Source organism: Leifsonia sp. 2MCAF36, from assembly GCF_052115525.1.
In the GTDB taxonomy this organism is placed as follows: Bacteria; Actinomycetota; Actinomycetes; order Actinomycetales; family Microbacteriaceae; genus Leifsonia.
In genome coordinates this window covers 295987-314519 of sequence record NZ_JBFRGV010000002.1, presented here as the reverse complement: position 1 = coordinate 314519, position 18533 = coordinate 295987, and the positions used below count along the sequence as shown (strand labels likewise).

The 18533-nt window shown below is 71.4% G+C and carries 16 protein-coding genes; all 16 read right to left on the bottom strand.

The features are described 5' to 3' along the window. Positions 1-4: 4 nt before the first annotated feature. On the bottom strand, positions 5-769 hold the full coding sequence (gene hisF / locus AB4079_RS05060) for an imidazole glycerol phosphate synthase subunit HisF (RefSeq protein WP_441786194.1): 765 nt from the start codon (positions 767-769) through the stop codon (positions 5-7). Further along, positions 769-1608, bottom strand: coding sequence for an ATP phosphoribosyltransferase (hisG, locus tag AB4079_RS05055; protein WP_441786193.1), 840 nt, complete (start codon positions 1606-1608; stop codon positions 769-771). The genes hisF and hisG overlap by 1 nt, the downstream gene beginning before the upstream one ends. Before the next feature lie 63 nt (positions 1609-1671). Next, positions 1672-1935, bottom strand: coding sequence for a phosphoribosyl-ATP diphosphatase (locus tag AB4079_RS05050; RefSeq protein ID WP_441786192.1), 264 nt, complete (start codon positions 1933-1935; stop codon positions 1672-1674). Positions 1936-2027: 92 nt separating this feature from the next. Further along, the gene (gene rpe, locus AB4079_RS05045) at positions 2028-2714 is read right to left on the bottom strand and encodes a ribulose-phosphate 3-epimerase (protein ID WP_441786191.1); all 687 of its coding nucleotides are present in this window, start codon (positions 2712-2714) and stop codon (positions 2028-2030) included. Between the two features lie 9 nt (positions 2715-2723). Next, on the bottom strand, positions 2724-4148 hold the full coding sequence (locus AB4079_RS05040; protein WP_441786190.1) for an RsmB/NOP family class I SAM-dependent RNA methyltransferase: 1425 nt from the start codon (positions 4146-4148) through the stop codon (positions 2724-2726). After that, on the bottom strand, positions 4145-5071 hold the full coding sequence (gene fmt, locus AB4079_RS05035; RefSeq protein ID WP_441786189.1) for a methionyl-tRNA formyltransferase: 927 nt from the start codon (positions 5069-5071) through the stop codon (positions 4145-4147). The genes AB4079_RS05040 and fmt overlap by 4 nt, the downstream gene beginning before the upstream one ends. 121 nt (positions 5072-5192) lie before the next feature. After that, entirely contained in the window at positions 5193-7376 is a 2184-nt protein-coding gene (locus tag AB4079_RS05030) for a primosomal protein N' (protein WP_441786188.1), read from the bottom strand. Positions 7377-7378: 2 nt separating this feature from the next. Next, complete coding sequence (gene metK / locus AB4079_RS05025) at positions 7379-8572, bottom strand: methionine adenosyltransferase (protein WP_441786187.1); 1194 nt, start codon at positions 8570-8572, stop codon at positions 7379-7381. Between the two features lie 60 nt (positions 8573-8632). Continuing rightward, a complete protein-coding gene (locus AB4079_RS05020) occupies positions 8633-9949 on the bottom strand; it encodes a bifunctional phosphopantothenoylcysteine decarboxylase/phosphopantothenate synthase (protein WP_441786265.1) in 1317 nt (438 codons plus the stop codon). A 100-nt stretch (positions 9950-10049) separates the two neighbouring features. After that, on the bottom strand, positions 10050-10310 hold the full coding sequence (gene rpoZ, locus AB4079_RS05015; protein WP_431221387.1) for a DNA-directed RNA polymerase subunit omega: 261 nt from the start codon (positions 10308-10310) through the stop codon (positions 10050-10052). Positions 10311-10415: 105 nt separating this feature from the next. Next, positions 10416-11330 carry a guanylate kinase gene (gene gmk / locus AB4079_RS05010; RefSeq protein ID WP_441786186.1) on the bottom strand — a complete coding sequence of 305 codons (915 nt, stop codon included), beginning with the start codon at positions 11328-11330 and terminating at the stop codon, positions 10416-10418. Further along, positions 11323-12231 carry an orotidine-5'-phosphate decarboxylase gene (gene pyrF / locus AB4079_RS05005; RefSeq protein ID WP_441786185.1) on the bottom strand — a complete coding sequence of 303 codons (909 nt, stop codon included), beginning with the start codon at positions 12229-12231 and terminating at the stop codon, positions 11323-11325. Before pyrF ends, gmk begins: the two co-directional genes overlap by 8 nt. Beyond that, the gene (gene carB / locus AB4079_RS05000; protein WP_441786184.1) at positions 12228-15515 is read right to left on the bottom strand and encodes a carbamoyl-phosphate synthase large subunit; all 3288 of its coding nucleotides are present in this window, start codon (positions 15513-15515) and stop codon (positions 12228-12230) included. The genes pyrF and carB overlap by 4 nt, the downstream gene beginning before the upstream one ends. Further along, on the bottom strand, positions 15515-16723 hold the full coding sequence (gene carA / locus AB4079_RS04995) for a glutamine-hydrolyzing carbamoyl-phosphate synthase small subunit (RefSeq protein WP_441786183.1): 1209 nt from the start codon (positions 16721-16723) through the stop codon (positions 15515-15517). The genes carB and carA overlap by 1 nt, the downstream gene beginning before the upstream one ends. After that, complete coding sequence (locus tag AB4079_RS04990; protein WP_441786182.1) at positions 16683-17225, bottom strand: PH-like domain-containing protein; 543 nt, start codon at positions 17223-17225, stop codon at positions 16683-16685. The genes carA and AB4079_RS04990 overlap by 41 nt, the downstream gene beginning before the upstream one ends. Further along, complete coding sequence (locus AB4079_RS04985) at positions 17218-18531, bottom strand: dihydroorotase (RefSeq protein WP_441786181.1); 1314 nt, start codon at positions 18529-18531, stop codon at positions 17218-17220. The genes AB4079_RS04990 and AB4079_RS04985 overlap by 8 nt, the downstream gene beginning before the upstream one ends. Positions 18532-18533 lie beyond the last annotated feature (2 nt).

The following is an 18533-nucleotide window of genomic DNA, read 5'->3' as shown; positions in this document are numbered from 1 at the left end:
GCGTTCATCGGCGGACCTCCATCCCGGCCGCGGCCAGTTCGTCCTTCACCTGGTCGATCGTGAGCTCACCCTGGTGGAACACGCTCGCGGCGAGCACGGCGTCCGCGCCCGCCTGGATCGCCGGCACGAAATCCTGCACCCGGCCGGCACCGCCGGAGGCGATCACAGGCACGCTGCTCAACGCGCGCATCGCCCGGATCAGCTCCAGGTCGAACCCCTCCTTCGTGCCGTCGGCATCGATGGAGTTGACCAGCAGCTCCCCCGCGCCGAGTTCGATGGCACGAGCCGCCCACTCCAGGGCGTCCAGCTCGGTCTCGGTGCGGCCGCCGTGCGTGGTCACCACGAAGCCGGACGGCGTCGCGGCCGAGCGTTTCACGTCCAGCGACAGCACCAGCACCTGGGCGCCGAAGCGGCCGGCGATCTCGGCGATCAGCTCCGGTCGCGCGATGGCGGCGGAGTTGACGCCCACCTTGTCCGCGCCGTGACCCAGGAGCTTCGCGACATCCTCCGGACTGCGCACCCCGCCGCCGACGGTGAGCGGGATGAACACCTGCTCGGCGGTCGCCCGGACCACCTCGTACGTGGTCGCGCGGTCGTCGACGGTGGCCGTCACATCGAGGAAGGTCAGCTCGTCGGCGCCCTGCTCGAAGTACCGCGCGGCGAGCTCGACCGGGTCGCCCTGGTCGCGCAGCTTCTGGAAGTTGACGCCCTTGACGACCCGGCCGGCAGCCACGTCGAGGCAGGGGATCACCCGGACGGCGACGCTCATCAGATCCGCGCCGCGTGGATGGAGGTGACCAGGATGGCGCGCGCGCCCAGCTCGTACAGGTCGTCCATGATGTGGTTGGTCTGCTCGCGCCTGATCATCACGCGAACGGCGACCCAGTCCGGCTCGCCCAGCGGCGACACGGTCGGCGATTCCACGCCGGGAGTGAGCGCGACGGCCTTCTCGAGCAGCGCCACCGGCAGGTTGTAGTCGATGAGCACGTACTGGCGTGCCACCATGACGCCCTGCAGGCGGCGCACCAGCGTGTCGATACCGGCGGCGGGTGTCGGCGAGGAGGCCAGCACGGCCTCCGACTCCAGGATCACCGGACCGAAGATCTCCAGACCCTGCTTGCGAAGGGTGGAGCCGGTCTCGACCACATCGGCCACCGCATCCGCGACGCCCAGCCGCACGGCCGACTCCACCGCGCCGTCGAGCTTGATCAGCGACGTGCTGACGCCCTGCTCGCCGAGGAACGCCCCGACCAGGCCCGGGTAGCTGGTGGCGACCCGCTTGCCCTCCAGGTCGGCGAGCTCGGTGAAGACACCGGCCGGGCCGGCGAACCGGAAGGTGGACGCCGCGAAGTCGAGCCCCTCGATCTCGGCGGCAGGCGAGCCGGAGTCCAGCAGCAGGTCGCGCCCGGTGATTCCGACATCGAGCGCGCCGGAACCGACGTAGGTCGCGATGTCGCGCGGGCGCAGGTAGAAGAACTCGACGCCGTTACGGGCATCGGTGACGATCAGCTCTTTGGGGTCACGGCGGCCGACATAACCGGCCTCGTGCAGCATCTGCGCCGCAGTCTCGGAGAGGGAGCCCTTGTTGGGGACAGCGATCTTCAGCATGGGGAGTCTTTCGTGTGATCGGACAAACGGATGCGCCTGCTTATCGTGACAAAGCTGGGGCCATCACAGATGTCGGTACACGTCGGCCGGGGTCAGGCCCTTCGCCAGCAGCAGGACCTGCAGGTGGTAGAGCAGCTGGGAGGCCTCCTCGGCCAGCGCCTCGTCGGACTCGTACTCGGCGGCCATCCAGACCTCCGCGGCCTCCTCGACGATCTTCTTGCCGATGGTGTGCACGCCGGCGTCGAGCTCGCGCACCGTGCCGGAACCCTCCGGGCGGGTGCGAGCCTTCTCGTCGAGTTCGGCGAAGAGGTCGTCGAAGGTTTTCACCGTCCTAGCGTAGCGCCCCGCCGACCCGCCGACATTTGCCCCGAATCGCGCCTTACGGGACCTCAAAGCCGACAGGCGGGGTGGGAGGGGGGTCAGTGGGCGTGGGCGAGGGCGGCGTCGCGCAGCGACGCGATGCGGTCGGCGGGCTCGCCGCGGAAGACGGCGGAGCCGGCGACGAAGGTGTCAGCGCCGGCGGTCGCCGCCGTCACGATGGTCTCCTCGGTGACCCCGCCATCCACCTGCAGCCAGACATCGAGGCCGCGCGCCTCGACCGCCTGCCGCAGCGCCTGCAGCTTGGGCATCGTCTCCGGCATGAAGGACTGGCCGCCGAAACCAGGCTCCACCGTCATCACCAGCACCTGGTCGAACTCCTCCAGCAGCTCCAGGAAGGGCTCGACGGATGTGCCGGGCTTCACGGCGATTCCGGCACGCGCCCCGATCGCCCGCAGGCGGCGCGCCAGCGAGATCGGGTCGTGGGCCGCCTCGGCGTGGAAGGTGACCGAATACGCGCCCAGCTCGGCGTAGGCGAGCGCCCAGCGGTCCGGGTCGTCGATCATCAGGTGCACATCCAGTGGCACGGGACTCACATCCTGGATGCGGCCCACCATCTGCGGCCCGAACGTCAGGTTGGGGACGAAATGGTTGTCCATGACGTCCACGTGCACCAGGTCGGCGGTCGCGATCCGCTGCAGCTCGCTCTGCATGTTGGCGAAGTCGGCCGCCAGGATGCTCGGATTGATGCGGACACGGGGGTCGATGCGGTCGTCGGAGGGTGCCATGCTCCCAGCCTATTCGGACCGCTTGCGGAGCAGCGCGATGAACATGGCATCGGTGAGGTGCCGGTGCGGCCACAGCTGGACCGTCGCCGGGTCGCCGCCCAGGTCGAGGCGCTCGGCCGCGAACCCCTGGACGACCGTGGCGGTCTCCTCCTGCTCCAGCACGCCCGCGTGCCGCTCCAGCGCATCCGCCACGATCCCGCGGCTCTCGGCGACGTGCGGCGAACAGGTGACGTAGGCGAGCAGTCCACCGGGCTTCAGCGCGGCGACCGCGGAGTCGAGGAGCCCGGCCTGCAGCGTCGTCAGTTCGCTGACGTCGCGCGGCGTCTTGCGCCAGCGCGCCTCGGGCCGGCGGCGCAACGCTCCGAGGCCGGTGCACGGCGCGTCCAGCAGGATCCGGTCGAAGCCCTCGGGATGCTCGTCACCGACCAGCAGGCCGTCCAGCTCCCAGACGGGCACATCGAGCGGTACGGGTGCGAGGGCGCGGCGCACCAGTTCGGCCCGCGCCGGGATCAGCTCGTTGGCGACCAGGGTCGCACCGCCGGCGAGGGCCTCGGCGGCGAGCAGGGCCGCCTTGCCGCCCGGGCCGGCGCAGAGGTCCAGCCAGCGCTCCCCCGGGACGACCGGCCGCGCGCGGGTCAGCGCCAGCGCGGCCAGCTGGGACCCCTCGTCCTGCACCCGGATGCGGCCGCCCGACTCCTCCACCAGACCGTGCGGGTCTCCCCCGCCGACCGTGAAGCCGGGAGGCGAGAACCGGTCCGGACGCGAGTCCTCGGGCTCGTCGACGAGGCCCGGCAGGGCGACCAGGTTGACGCGCGGCGCGGCGTTGTCCGCCTCCAGCAGGGCTTCGAGCTCATCGGCACGGCCCTCCGCCTCCAGCGACCGGCGGAAGGCACGGATCACCCACACGGGATGCGAGTACAGGGCGGCGAGTCGATCGTCTTCGTTTTTCGCACGGCCGGCGACTTCCTCCCGCCACTCCTCCGGCGTGTGACGGCCGATCTCCCGGAGCACGCCGTTGACGAAACCGGTTCCCGAGCGGCTGCCGACCGTGCGCGCGAGGCCGACGGACTCGTTCACGGCCGCATGGGCGGCGACACGCGTCGACAGGAGCTGGTGGGCACCCAGACGGAGCACGTCGAGAAGCGGCGGGTCGATCTTGTCGACCGGACGGCCCGCCGCGACCGCGATGACGCGGTCGTAGTAGCCCTGCATCCGGAGCGTGCCGTAGGTCAGCTCTGTGGCGAGGGCGGCGTCGGCCGGGGACAGCGCGGCGCGCGCGATGCGGGTCGGCAGCAGCAGGTTGGCGTAGGCGTCCGACTCCCGGACGGCCTGGACGACGTCCAGCGCCACCCGACGCGCGGGCTGCACGGGGGTCTGCGGCGGCCGGTTCTGGTGCCCCGGCCGTCCGGACGGGCTGCGACGGGGGGCGCTCACGAGAACACCACCCCGGCGTCGCCCGCTGCCTGTGCGGCGCCGCGCAGCCAGTCGGCGGCGGGCATGGCGCGCTTGCCGGACGGCTGGACGGTCACCAGCTCGAGGGGCGCCGTGCCTGTGCCGACCAGGATGCGGCCGTCGCGCGCCTCCACCGCCCCCGGATCAAGCGCGCTTTCGTTCACGGTGCGTCGTGCGACGTGGATCTTGAACCGCTCACCGCCGAGCAGGACGAACGCGCCCGGCTCCGGGGTGACGCCGCGCAGGCGGGCGTACGCGCGGTCGGCGGGTTGCGTGAGGTCGAGACGGGCATCGTCGATCGACAGCTTGGGTGCGAGGGTCACGTCACCGGCTTGCGCCCTGGCGACCGCCGTCCCGGCGGCCAGCGCGTCCACGGTGTCGGCCAGCAGCGCGGCGCCGTCGACCGAGAGGGCGTCCAGCAGTTCACCGGCGGTCTCGTCCGCACCGATCGGACGCCGCAGCTCGGCGTAGACGTCGCCCGCGTCGAGCTCGGGCACGAGCTGGAACACGGCGGCGCCGGTCTCCGCGTCGCCCGCGATCACTGCGTGCTGCACGGGGGCCGCGCCGCGCCAGCGCGGGAGCAGCGAGAAGTGCAGGTTGATCCATCCCGAGCGCGGCAGCGAGAGGAGCGGCTCGCGCACCAGGCCGCCGTACGCGACGACCACCCCGAGGTCGGGCGCCACCGCACGGATGCGCTCGGTCACGTCGTCACCCAGACGGTTCGCCTTGATCACCGGAAGGCCGAAACGGTCGGCGGCCTCGGCGACCGGGGACGGCGTGAGCACGCGCTTGCGGCCGAGAGGCGCATCCTCACGGGTGATGACGGCAACCACCTCGTGCCGGGCGGCGACGGCCTCCAGCGACCGGATGGCGACGGCCGGCGTGCCGGCGAAGACGATGCGCATGGGAAAGGTTCTTTCGGTTGGGACGACCATCCACCCTACTCCGCGCGGCTGCCGCCGCATCCATGGGGCGCAACACGCCGTTTCGGCGCGACCGGAACGGCGTGTTGCGTCCCATGGATGGTCAGAGGATCTCGGGGTCGTCGAAGCGGACGCGCAGGGTCGGCGCCGGCCGGTACCCGGACTTGCCCGCCGGGGCGCGGCGGCGGCGGGTCGCGTTCTTGACGACAGCGGCGCGGACCTCGGCCGCGACGTCGGCCCCGTGCGCGTACTCGAAGCGCAGCACCGCCCGCACCAGGTCCGGGCCCGAGCGCGCGGCGGCACGATCGTCCTCCACCGGCGCGGGGCCGAGCACATCGATCAGGAGGGAGGCATCCACCGCCTCCAGCACCTCGGTCACCGTCGCCTCGGTACCCGTCACCGACGCCAGCCGGACGGCGGGTGGGAAGCGCAGCTCGCGACGGTCGGCGAGCTCCTCGTGGGCGAACTCCACCAGCCGCCCGGTGGCGAAGTCCCGCGCGAGCGGCCCGGAGACCCCGACCAGCAGGGTCGGCGCGGCGGGGGCCGCGAGCGCGGCGGCGCTCTGCCACCACCGCAGGCAGTCCTCGGCGACGTGCAGGCTCTCCCGCGCCAGCATCCGCTCGCCGTCGAGGAGCAGCACGGCCTGGTAGCCGCCCTCGGCGATCGGCTCGGCGCCGCGGGTCGCCACGACGAGCGCGGGGGCCGCACTGACGCGCTGGACCGGGTGGTCGCCGTCGGCGAGGATCACGCGGGTGCCCGGGAAGGCGCGACCCAGCTCCTCCGCCGTGCGGCCGGAGCCGACCGTCACCATGCGGAAGGTGCGGTGCTCGCAGTGCTCGCACTGCCATCCGGTCGCCAGTCGCCCGCACACCGTGCACGACGGCGGCGCCCCGGCGCGGGTCTGGTGCAACGGGCCCTTGCAGTACGTGCACCGCGCCGCCTGGCCGCACTTCGCGCAGGCGATCACTGGCGCGTAACCGGGGCGGGCGACCTGCACGAGCACCGGGCCGCGCGGCCGTCCGCTGTCGCCGTTCAGCGCCTCCCGGGCCGCCCGCCAGGCCGTCGAGGGGATGCGCGCGGCGCGGGCCATGGGCTCCTGCGCCTGCTGGTTCGCGGTGAGCACGACCTTGGCGGTGAGCGCTCGCTCTGGCCCGATGTCGCGCAGCCAGCCGAGCTCGACGAGGCGCTGCGCCTCCACGCTCCGGATGTTGCCGCTCAGCACGAGCGCGCAACCCTCCAGCTCCTGACGGACGAGGGCTGCATCGCGGGTGTGGACGTACGGGCTGAGCGGCTCGGCGTGCAGCGGATCGCTGTCCTCCCACACCACGAGCAGGCCCAGTCGCTCGGCGGGCGCGTACACGACGGATCGGTTGCCGATGACGATGCGCGGACCGGACAGCGCCTCCAGCAATCCGCGGTACCGGTCCGGGTTGGTCTGCCCTGCGTCGGCGCGGACCACCGCCTCGGCCGGCGCGATCGCGGCGAGGGCCGCGCCGAGCTGCTCCAGGTCGCGGTGGTCGGGAACCGCGACGATGGCAGTGCGGCCGCCCCGCCAGCAGTTGGCGGCCAGCGCCGCGAGGGTGACCGCCCACTCTCCCACCCAGGTCCCGTCGGGCAGCGGGACCAGCCGCGGGATGGCGCGCAGCGCGATCCGCTCGTTCCGGGCCACCGCGTCCTCCACGACGCGCTCCCCGTACCCGCGGACCGCCGCCCCGCCTCGGGCCCCGGGCCCCGCCCCAGCCCCCGCGAGTTGCGACATCGTGTCACCACTCGGCGCGGATTCCGACACCGACTCACGACTCGCGTCGGCCTCCGGCGAGGGAGGGACCGCCACCGACGCGGTCGAACCCGCGAGTTGCGACATCTGGTCGCCACTCGGCGCGGATTCCGACGTCGACTCACGACTCGACGCCGCCGCGGCGAGCCACGCCTTCTCGACGCGCACCATGCGGCCGGGCACCGCGAGGCGCAGGATGTCGCTGGCGGTACCCGCGCTGCGGTCCGCCAGGCGCCGCGCGAGACGCCAGACGCCGGGGGTCAGCACGCGCGCGGGCGACACCACGGCCTCCAGCGGGCTCAGCGTGCCCTCGAACCCGCCGTCCGGCTCGCCGACCTCCACCAGGTAGCCGTCGGCGACGCGGCCCGCCGAGCGCAGCGGGACCCGGACGCGCACGCCGGGCACCGCCTCAGCGGCCAGCTCCTCCGGGATGGCGTAGTCGAAGAGGTGGTCGAGCTGAGGGAGCGGCGAGTCGATGACCACCCGGGCGACCCGTGCGGCCGCCGCCACCGCTAGATCCCCGCGGCCGAGCGCAGGTCGTCGACGCGATCGAGGCGCTCCCAGGTGAACTCGGGGAGTTCGCGTCCGAAGTGACCATAGGTCGCGGTCCGCGCGTAGATCGGCCGCAGCAGGTCGAGGTCGCGGATGATGGCGGCCGGGCGCAGGTCGAACACGTCGCGGATGGCGGCGATGATGCGCTGCTCCGGGACCTTCGCGGTGCCGAACGTCTCGACGTAGAGGCCGACCGGCGCGGCCTTGCCGATCGCGTATGCGATCTGGACTTCGAGCCGGTCGGCGAGGCCCGCGGCGACCGCGTTCTTCGCCACCCAGCGCATCGCGTACGCGGCCGAGCGGTCGACCTTCGACGGGTCCTTGCCCGAGAAGGCGCCGCCGCCGTGCCGGGAGGCCCCGCCGTAGGTGTCGACGATGATCTTGCGGCCGGTCAGCCCGGCGTCGCCCTTGGGGCCGCCGATCTCGAACCGCCCGGTCGGGTTGATGAGCGTGCGGATGTGCGACGTCTCCAGCCCGGCGCCGTGAAGCACCGGGTTGATGATCTCTTCCACGATCTCCGCCTGCAGCTGCTCGTTGGAGACCTGCGGAGCGTGCTGCGTCGACAGCACGACGGTCTGCACCGACTTCGGGACGGCGCCCTCGTAGCCGATGGTGACCTGGGTCTTGCCGTCCGGCCGGAGGTAGTCGAGCGTGCCGTCCTTGCGCACCTCGGCGAGGCGCTCGGCCAGCCGGTGCGCGAGCCAGATCGGCAGCGGCATGTACTGCGGCGTCTCGGTGGTCGCGTACCCGAACATGATGCCCTGGTCACCGGCGCCCTGGCGGTCGAGGTCGTCATGGCTCTGCTCGGCGCGCGTCTCGAGCGCGTTGTCGACACCCTGCGCGATGTCGGGCGACTGGGCTCCGATCGACACGGAGACGCCGCACTGGGTGCCGTCGAAGCTGACGTCGGACGAGTCGTAGCCGATCTCGACCAGCTTGCTGCGCACGAGCGCCGGGATCTCGACGTACCCGTCGGAGGTGACCTCACCGGCGACATGCACCAGGCCGGTCGTGACCAGCGTCTCGACCGCAGCGCGGCTGTGCGGGTCGACGGTGAGGAGCGCGTCGAGGATGCTGTCGGAGATCTGGTCGCAGATCTTGTCCGGGTGCCCTTCGGTGACGGACTCGGACGTGAAGAGGCGCAGATCTGCCATGGTTCTCCCTGGTCGACGGGGCTTCAGGACGCGACCGGATCGTTGCGGCGCGCGCGTCTGTTATGCGATGACGTCGAGGATACGGTCGGCCACCGACAGCTTGCTGCCCGAGGCCTCCATCACTATATCGCCGCCCTTTCGCAGGACGACGACCTCGTTGCTCTCCGTTGCGAAGCCCTGCGACCAGCCGACCTGATTGAGGACGAGGAAGTCGCTGCCCTTCTTCTCCAGCTTGGTGCGGCCCAGCTCCATGAGCGCCTGCGGGTCCGGCTCCGTCTCCGCAGCGAAGCCGACGACGACCTGGCCGTCGCGCTTCCGGGCGGCGAGCCCGGCGAGTATGTCGGGATTGGCGACCAGCTCCAGCGTCAGGGTGTCGCCCTGCTCGGACTTCTTGATCTTGGCGTCGCGCATCTCGGCCGGACGGTAGTCGGCGACCGCCGCGGTCATCACCACGATGTCCGCTGCGCGCGCAGCCTCCTCGACCGCCTCCTGCAGCTCCAGCGCGGTCTGCACCTCGATCAGTTCGACGCCCTCGGGCGGTTCCACCTCGAGGTGCGCGGCGATGAGCACCACATCGGCGCCGCGAGCCTGCGCGGCGCTGGCGATGGCCACACCCTGGCGGCCGCTGGAACGGTTCCCGAGGAAGCGGACGGGGTCGAGCGGCTCGCGCGTGCCTCCTGCCGTGACGACGACGCGCTTGCCGGTGAGGTCGATCCCACCGCGCGGACGGCGCGCCGCCTCGTTGGCGCGGCGCCGCTCGGAGAGCACGACCACATCGTTGGCCGCGGATCCGGCGGAACCGGATGCAGCCGGCAGCGCGGCCGGCGCAGGTGCCTCGACGGCACGGGGAGACGCTCCGGCGGCACGGAGCGCCGCACGCACGATGACCTCGGACTCCTCCATCCGGCCCGGCCCCGAGTCGGCCCCGGTCAGTTGCCCGCTCGCCGGCCCGATCACCGTGACGCCACGGCTGCGCAGCGTCGCGATGTTCGCCACCGTTGCGGCGTTGCGCCACATCTCGGTGTGCATGGCCGGCGCGATCACCAGCGGCGCGGTGGATGCGAGGACCGTGTTCCCGAGCAGGTCGTCGGCGATGCCGGCGGCGAGCTTCGCGATCGTGTTCGCCGTTGCGGGTGCGATGACGATGAGGTCGGCGGACTGGCCGATCGCCACATGCCGCACCTCGGCGACTCCCTCGTAGAGGTCGGTCGCGACCGGGTTGCGGCTGATCGCCTCCAGGGTCGGGCGTCCCACGAAACGCAGTGCCGCCTCGGTGGCGACCACGTGCACCGAGTGACCTTCGAGCACGAGGGCCCGGATGACTCCGACGGCCTTATACGCGGCGATGCCGCCGGTCACTCCGACGACGATGGTCAATCGTGGGCTCAACGGCGGCACCTCTCCTCGGCCGGGGTGTGCCCGGCTGCGGTCGTCTGCGGCTCTACTGCTGCGTGTTCGGCTGCTGCGTGTTCGCTGCCTACTCGGCGGCGATCGGCTTCACGACGAGCTTGTCCTCGTTGATCTCGTGCAGCGCGACGGAGAGCGGCTTGTCGTCGACGGAGGAGTCGACCAGCGGACCGACGTTATCGAAGAGGCTTCCCTCGTGCAGGTCGGCGTAGTAGTCGTTGATCTGGCGGGCCCGCTTGGAGGCGAAGATCACGAGGGCGTACTTCGACTCGACACGCGACAGAAGTTCGTCGATCGGCGGGTCGATGATGCCTTTGTTGTTGGTTGCCATGCGGGCTGCTCCTTGCTCTGGGCGATCGGGCGCGGTGCCCCGATCGACGGCCGCGTCAGGCGACCGGGGACGGTGGGCGCGCCGGTGACGGCGCGGAGAGACGGCTCACGGACGCGACGACGCCGCGCGGACCTTCATCAAGTCTACGACCTCACCGGCGGCCTCTGCGACGTCGTGGTTGACGACCTTGTAATCGAACTCGTCCTGGGCGGCCAGTTCGACCTTCGCCGTCTCCAGCCTGCGCTGCTGCTCCGCGGCCTCCTCGGTGCCCCGGCCGATCAGGCGCCGGACCAGCTCCTCCCAGGTCGGGGGCAGCAGGAAGATCAGCCGCGCCTCGGGCATCGACGCACGCACCTGGCGCGCTCCCTGCAGGTCGATCTCGAGCAGGACGCTGCGCCCGGCGGCCAGGGCCTTGTCGATCGGAGCGCGCGGCGTGCCGTAGCGGTACGCGTTGTGGACCGTCGCGTGCTCGAGCAGTTCGCCTTCGACGATCATCCGGTCGAATTCGGCGTCGTCGACGAAGTAGTAGTTGACGCCGTCGACCTCGCCGGGGCGCGGCTGACGGGTGGTCGCGGAGACGGAGAGCAGCACATCCGGGTAGTTCTCGCGGATGTAGGTGGAGACCGTGCCCTTGCCGACCGCCGTCGGGCCGGCGAGCACGACGAGCCGGTTCCGCTGGCGGTCGCTGCGGTTCTCCCGCTCGATCAGGAACTGCCGCAGCCGCAGCCGTTGGTGCCGGCCGAGGCCGCCGAGCCGCTTGGCGGGCGAGATGGAGAGACGAGTGAGCGCCTCCTGCATCTTCGTCGCCCCGATGGCCGGGACGCTGAGCAGGAACTCGGTCACGCGCAGCCGGCCTTCGACGCCCTCCGGGTCCGCGGTGGCGTGGTCGAGCACGGTCAGCGGCGAGACCTCGCGGGAGGCGATGGATGCTTTCACGGCGGCACGCGCCCGGCGCGCGGCGACGGCGGCCTGCGATGCGGCCTGGCGGTCGACCTCGGGGGGTGCAGGGCGGTCAGACATGCGCGGCGCGCACCTCCTCCGCACGACGCTCGACAGCAGCCGCGAGCCCCTGCGGGCCGGCACTGAGCAGCCCGCGCGACTCGCTGACGATCACTCCGCTCGCCAGCGACCCGAACAGGCGTGCGGCGTCCTCGACCCGCGCGCCCTGGTGCCCGAAGCCGGGCGCAAGGACCGGCAGCCCGGGCGTCCGCTCCCCCGCCGTCGTCACGTCGATCCCGTAGTCGGCCAGCTCGACGGTCGCGCCGAGTACCAGCCCGACGGACCCGAACGGGCGAGACCCCGACTGTTCCTGGTTGAACGAATGCACGTCTTCGATGATGGCACGAGCGACGGAGTGTCCCGCCCGCTCCCCCGTCTGCACGATCGCCTGCTGAATCGCCGCGGCCTCCGGGTTGGAGGTGGCGGCGAGGACGAAGAGCCCCTTGCCGGCGCGCTCGGCCAGCGTCATCGCGTCGGTCAGCGAGCCGACGCCCTGGTAGGCGGCCGCGGTCATGGCGTCCGCCTCCAGCGGCGAGCCCGGCGTCAGCCACGCTTCCGCGTACGCCGTCACGCTGGTGCCGATGTCGCCGCGCTTCGCATCCGCGATGACGAGCAGGCCCGCGTCGCGCGCGGCGGCCAGCACGTCCTCGAGCGCGGCATAGCCGGCAGCGCCGAACCGCTCGAAGAACGCGACCTGCGGCTTGACGATCCCGGCCCGACCGGACACGGCCTCGACCACCCTCAGCCCGAAGGAGCGCAGGCCATCGGCCGACGCCGGCAGCCCCCACTCCTCCAGCAGGTGGGCGTGGGGGTCGATGCCGACGCAGAGCGGGCCGCGCTCTGCGAACGCCCCGGCGAGACGCTCACCGAAGGCGGGCGAAGAAGCGGAGGCGGCGGCCCCGGATGCCGGAGCCGCCGTCATGCGCGAGCGGCCCGGTCCAGTGCGTACTCCTGCAGCGACTTCACGTCGAAGCCGTCGCGGATGGCGTCCAGCGACGCGACAGCGGCGCTCAGCTCCGCGATGGTCGTGAACAGCGGCTTGTCCGCCGCGACAGCGGCCGCGCGGATCTCGTACCCGTCCGCGCGCGCCGAACGCCCGCTCGGGGTGTTGATCACGACATCCACCTCGGACCGGTTGATCATGTCGACGATCGAGTCCCCGCCCGTCTCCTGCGCCTCACTGTGCTTGCGCGCGATGCGCGCCTCGATGCCGTTGCGGTTGAGCACCTCGGCGGTGCCCTCGGTCGCCACGATCTCGAAGCCGAGCTGGTGGAGGCGGAGCACCGGCAGCACCATGGCCCGCTTCTCGCGGTCGGAGACGGAGACGAAGACCGTGCCGCTCAGCGGCATGCCGCCGTACGCGGCCGACTGGCTCTTCGCGAACGCGGTCGGGAAGTCCTTGTCGATGCCCATCACCTCGCCGGTCGAGCGCATCTCCGGGCCGAGCACGGAGTCGACCACGGTGCCTTCGGCGGTGCGGAAGCGCTTGAACGGGAGCACGGCCTCCTTGACGGCGACCGGCGAGTCCATCGGGATCAGCGAGCCGTCGTCCTCGGGAAGGAGACCCTCGGCGATCAGTCCGGCGATGGTCTCGCCGACCATGATCCGCGAAGCCGCCTTCGCGAGCGGGATGCCGAGCGCCTTCGACACGAACGGGACGGTCCGCGACGCGCGCGGGTTCGCCTCCAGCACGTAGAGCACACCGGCGGCGACGGCGAACTGCACGTTGAGCAGGCCGCGCACACCGATCCCCTCGGCGATCTTCAGCGTCGCCTCACGCACACGGTCGATCTCGCGACGGCCGAGCGTGATCGGCGGGAGGGTGCACGACGAGTCGCCGGAGTGGACGCCGGCCTCCTCGATGTGCTCCATCACGCCGCCGATGTAGAGCTGCTCGCCGTCGTAGAGCGCGTCGACGTCGATCTCGATCGCATCGTCGAGGAACCGGTCGACGAGCAGCGGATGCGCGGGCCCGACGATCCCCTGACCGGCGACGCGCTCGAAGTAGTCGGCGAGGGAGGCGTTGTCGTAGACGATCTCCATGCCGCGGCCGCCGAGCACGAAGCTGGGGCGGACCAGCACCGGGTAGCCGATCTGCTCGGCGGCGTGCAGAGCCGTCGGGTAGTCGACGGCGGTGCCATTACGGGGCGCGACCAGGCCTGCGGCGTCCAGGATGCCCGAGAACAGTCCGCGCTCCTCCGCCAGGTCGATCGCGTCCGGCGTCGTTCCGAGGATCGGCACGCCCGCGGCCTCCAGGCCCTTCGCGAGCCCGAGCGCGGTCTGGCCGCCGAGCTGCACGACGACGCCGACCAGCTCGCCGGACTCCGACTCGGCGTGGATGACCTCCAGGACGTCCTCCAGCGTCAGCGGCTCGAAGTAGAGCCGGTCGCTGGTGTCGTAGTCGGTCGACACCGTCTCCGGGTTGCAGTTGATCATGATCGTCTCGAACCCGGCGTCGTGCAGCGCGAACGACGCGTGCACGCACGAGTAGTCGAACTCGACGCCCTGCCCGATGCGGTTCGGGCCGGAGCCGAGGATGACGACCTTGCGCTTGTCGCTCGGCTCCACCTCGGTCTCCAGGTCGTAGCTGGAGTAGTGGTACGGCGTCTGCGCCGGGAATTCGCCCGCGCAGGTGTCGACCGTCTTGTAGACCGGGCGGACGCCGAGGATGTGGCGCACCTCCCGGACGTCGGCCTCGCCGAAGCCGCGCAGCTCGCCGATCTGGGCGTCGGAGAAGCCGTGGTCCTTGGCGAAGCGCAGGGTCTCGGTGTCCAGGGTCGGCGCATCGCGGAGCTGCTCGGCGACCTCATTGATGAGCACGATCTGGTCGATGAACCAGGGATCGATCTTGGTCGCCTCGAAGACCTGCTCGGGCGTCGCGCCCAGGCGGAGCGCCTGCTGCACGTCGACGATGCGACCGTCGGTCGGCGTCGCGATCGAGGCGAGCAGCTCATCCACGGTGCGCGTCTGCTGACCCCAGTGGAACGAGGAGCCGCGCTTCTCCAGCGACCGCAGCGCCTTCTGCAGCGCGCTCGTGAACGACCGACCGATGGCCATCGCCTCGCCGACCGACTTCATGGTCGTGGTGAGGGTCGGGTCGGCGGCCGGGAACTTCTCGAACGCGAACCGCGGCACCTTGACGACGATGTAGTCGAGCGTCGGCTCGAAGCTCGCCGGCGTCACCTTGGTGATGTCGTTCGGGATCTCGTCCAGCCGGTAGCCGATGGCCAGCTTCGCCGCGATCTTGGCGATCGGAAAGCCGGTCGCCTTCGACGCGAGTGCCGACGAGCGGGAGACGCGCGGGTTCATCTCGATGACGATGATCCGGCCGTTCTCGGGGTTCACCGCGAACTGGATGTTGCAGCCGCCGGTGTCGACGCCGACGGCACGGATGATGTCGATGCCGATGTCGCGCATCCGCTGGTACTCGCGGTCGGTCAGCGTCAGCGCCGGGGCGACGGTGATCGAGTCGCCGGTGTGCACACCGACCGGGTCGACGTTCTCGATCGAGCACACCACGACCGTGTTGTCGGCCGTGTCGCGCATGAGCTCGAGCTCGTACTCCTTCCAGCCGAGGATGGACTCCTCCAGGAGCACCTCGCTGGTCGGACTCTGGTGGATGCCGTCGCCGGCGATCCGGCGCAGCTGCTCCGGGTTGTAGGCGAAGCCGGAGCCGAGGCCGCCCATCGTGAACGACGGCCGGACCACGAGCGGGTAGCCGAGGTCTTCGGCGAACTCGAGCGCCTCGTCCACTGTGTGGGCGATGTGCGAGCGCGCCACCTCCGCGCCGGCCTCGACGACCAGCTCCTTGAAGATCTGGCGGTCCTCGCCCTTCTGGATGGCCTCGAACTTGGCGCCGATCAGTTCGACGTTGTACTTCTCCAGGATGCCGTGCTCGTGCAGCTGCATGGCCGCGTTGAGCGCGGTCTGACCGCCCAGAGTCGGCAGGATCGCGTCCGGCCGCTCCTTGGCGATGATGGTCTCGATGACCTCCCAGGTGATCGGCTCGACATAGGTGGCGTCGGCGAAGTCGGGGTCGGTCATGATCGTCGCCGGGTTGGAGTTGACGAGGATGACGCGCACGCCCTCCGCCTTCAGCACGCGGCAGGCCTGCGTGCCGGAGTAGTCGAACTCGACCGCCTGGCCGATGACGATCGGGCCGGAACCGATGACGAGGACGGAGTCGATGTCGTCGCGTTTGGGCATCAGGCGTTCTCCTGGTCGTTCTTCGTTGCGGACTGACCGTGCTGTTCCTTGATCATGTCCAGGAAGCGGTCGAAGAGGTAATTGGCGTCGTGCGGACCGGCCGCCGCCTCCGGGTGGTACTGGACGCTGAAGGCGTTCAGGTCGAGGCAGTTCAGTCCCTCCACGACGTTGTCGTTGAGGGAGAAGTGGCTGACCTCGACGCGGCCGAAACCGGCGGGCGAGTCGAAGGCCTCGTCGATCGGCGCCTTGACGGCGAAGCCGTGGTTCTGGGCCGTGATCTCGACCCGGCCTGTCCTCTTGTCGAGCACCGGCTGGTTGATCCCGCGGTGGCCGAACGGCAGCTTGTAGGTGTCCAGACCCAGCGCGCGGCCGAGCAGTTGGTTGCCGAAGCAGATGCCGAAGTAGGGCAGACCCGCGCGGAGCGTCTCCTGCAGCAGGGCGACGTGCTTGTCGGAGGCCTGCGGGTCGCCGGGGCCGTTCGAGAAGAACAGAGCGGAGACTCCGAGACCGAGCACATCCTGAGCGGACACCTGCTGCGGGAGCACATGCACGTCGAGGCCGCGTCCGGCGAGGTTCTCGACGGTCGACTTCTTGACCCCGAGGTCGAGGACTGCGACCGAGCCGACCTTCTCGCCGACCGCCGGGACCGTGTACGGCTCGACCGTCGAGACCTCGGCCGAGAGGTTGCGGCCCTTCATCGAAGCGCCCGCTCGCACCAGGTCGAGCTGCTCGCTGTCGCTGAGCTCGAAGTCGTCGCCCGAGAAGATGCCCGAGCGCATGGCCCCGGCCGAGCGGATGTGACGGGTCACGGCGCGCGTGTCGATGCTGCTGATCCCGACGACGCCCTGGGCGATCAGGTCGTCGTCCAGGCTGCGCTGGGCGCGGAAGTTCGACACCACACGGCTGGGCTCGCGGACCACGTAGCCGGCGACCCAGATCTGGCGCGACTCCATGTCCTCGTCGTTGGTCCCGGTGTTCCCGATGTGCGGCGCGGTCTGCAGGACGATCTGCCCGGCGTACGACGGGTCGGTCAGGGTCTCCTGGTAGCCGGTCATGCCGGTCGCGAAGACCGCCTCGCCGAGGGTGCGTCCGCGCGCGCCATAGGCCCGGCCGACGTACCTGGTTCCGTCTTCGAGGACGAGCACCGCTGGTTCTGCTGCGAGCACGTCACACCTCCTTGTCGTTCGGGCGGGACGTGCCCGCCTCATCCGGGGCATCCGCCCGCGGGACGATCGTTTCGATGGCCGCGGCGAGCTGCGCGCGACCGGCCGGGTCGACGACCCGGAAGTAGCTGTCGGCGGCGGTGCCGCCGCTGGTGGTCCAGCCCAGGCGGAGCAGACCGTCGCGCTCGACGGCGCGGTCGATCGCGACGCTCGCCGCACCGACGCCGCTGACGACCGCCGACGGCACGAAGACGGGCGACTCTCCGGTCACCGCGAGCGTGACGCCCTCCGGACGGACGGACACGGTGGCCGCACCTCGGAAGGCCAGGCCGGGCAGCGCAAGGCGCTCCAGGTGCTGACCGGCTTTCGTCGTTGCGACGTAGAGCACGTCCGCCTCGGCGGTCGGAGCACTCAGCGTGCCCGGGGTGGAGTAGCCACCGCCGGCACCGCTGTCGCGCTGCACCCGCCGGCGCCAGCCGACGACCGCGAGAGCGAGGACGACGATGACGACCGCCAGGATGCCGAGAGCGGGGAGCAGCTTATCCACGTGCGCCCACCTCCTCGGCAGCGCGCACGACGCCGTCGAGCACCGTCGGCCGGCCCTGGTGGAACGTCGCGACGACTCGGCCCGGCAGCGTCAGACCGAGGTAGGGCGAGTTGACGCCCTTCCCGGCGAGGTCGCCGGTCGCGAACGTGCGCGAGACGGTCGGGTCGTAGAGGAACAGGTTCGCGGCGGCGCCCACCTCCAGCGGACCGCCGTGACCCTGCAGGCGGCCGATGCGGGCCGGGGTCGCGGAGAGCACGCGGGCGACATCCGCCCAGCCGAGCAAGCCGTTGTCGACCACGCTCGCCTGCACGACGGACAGCGCCGACTCGAGGCCGACCATGCCGAACGCCGCAGCATCCCACTCGCAGTCCTTCGCCTCTATGGGATGCGGCGCGTGGTCCGTCGCGACGATGTCGATCGTGCCGTCGGCGAGTCCCGCACGGAGTGCCTCGACGTCCTCACGGCTGCGCAGCGGCGGGTTCACCTTGTAGCGGGCGTCGTATCCGGTCGCCAGCTCTTCGGTCAGCGCCAGGTGGTGCGGTGTGACCTCTGCGGTGACGTCGATGCCGCGGGCCTTCGCCCAGCGGATCACGTCGACGCTTCCGGCGGTGGAGACGTGGCAGACGTGCAGGCGCGAGCCGACATGCTCGGCGAGCAGCACATCCCGGGCGATGATCGACTCCTCGGCGACCGCCGGCCAACCGGTCAGGCCCAGCTCGCCGGAGAGCGCGCCCTCGTTCATCTGGGCGCCCTGCGTCAGGCGCGGCTCCTGGGCGTGCTGAGCGATCACGCCGTCGAACGCCTTCACGTACTCCAGCGCGCGACGCATCAGCAGCGGATCGGAGACGCACTTGCCGTCGTCGGAGAAGACGCGGACCCGGGCACGGGACTGCGCCATCGCACCCAGCTCGGCGAGCCGCTCGCCGTCGAGGCCGACCGTGACCGCGCCGATCGGGCGGACCGTCGCGTAACCGGCGGCCTCGCCCAGGCTCAGCACCTGCTCGACCACACCGGCGGTGTCGGCCACCGGCGACGTGTTCGCCATCGCGAACACGGCGGTGAACCCACCGGCCGCCGCGGCGCGCGTCCCGGTGAGGACCGTCTCGCTCTGCTCGTAGCCGGGCTCCCGCAGATGCGTGTGGAGGTCGACCAGGCCCGGAAGGGCCAGCAGGCCGTCGGCGTCGATCACCGTCGCGCCGGCGGAGCTCAAGCCCGTGCCGACCTCAGCGATCCGGCCGCCGTCGACCAGCAGGTCGGCCCGGCTGCCGTCGGCCAGCGTCGCGCCGCCGATCAGAAAACTGTCCACAC

Coding starts and splice junctions, on each gene's coding strand:
- hisF (WP_441786194.1), bottom strand. CDS start 769: ATGAGCGTCGCCGTCCGGGTGATCCCCTGCCTCGACGTGGCTGCCGGC.
- hisG (WP_441786193.1), bottom strand. CDS start 1,608: ATGCTGAAGATCGCTGTCCCCAACAAGGGCTCCCTCTCCGAGACTGCG.
- rpe (WP_441786191.1), bottom strand. CDS start 2,714: ATGGCACCCTCCGACGACCGCATCGACCCCCGTGTCCGCATCAATCCG.
- fmt (WP_441786189.1), bottom strand. CDS start 5,071: ATGCGCATCGTCTTCGCCGGCACGCCGGCCGTCGCCATCCGGTCGCTG.
- metK (WP_441786187.1), bottom strand. CDS start 8,572: ATGGCAGATCTGCGCCTCTTCACGTCCGAGTCCGTCACCGAAGGGCAC.
- rpoZ (WP_431221387.1), bottom strand. CDS start 10,310: ATGGCAACCAACAACAAAGGCATCATCGACCCGCCGATCGACGAACTT.
- gmk (WP_441786186.1), bottom strand. CDS start 11,330: ATGTCTGACCGCCCTGCACCCCCCGAGGTCGACCGCCAGGCCGCATCG.
- pyrF (WP_441786185.1), bottom strand. CDS start 12,231: ATGACGGCGGCTCCGGCATCCGGGGCCGCCGCCTCCGCTTCTTCGCCC.
- carB (WP_441786184.1), bottom strand. CDS start 15,515: ATGCCCAAACGCGACGACATCGACTCCGTCCTCGTCATCGGTTCCGGC.
- carA (WP_441786183.1), bottom strand. CDS start 16,723: ATGAGGCGGGCACGTCCCGCCCGAACGACAAGGAGGTGTGACGTGCTC.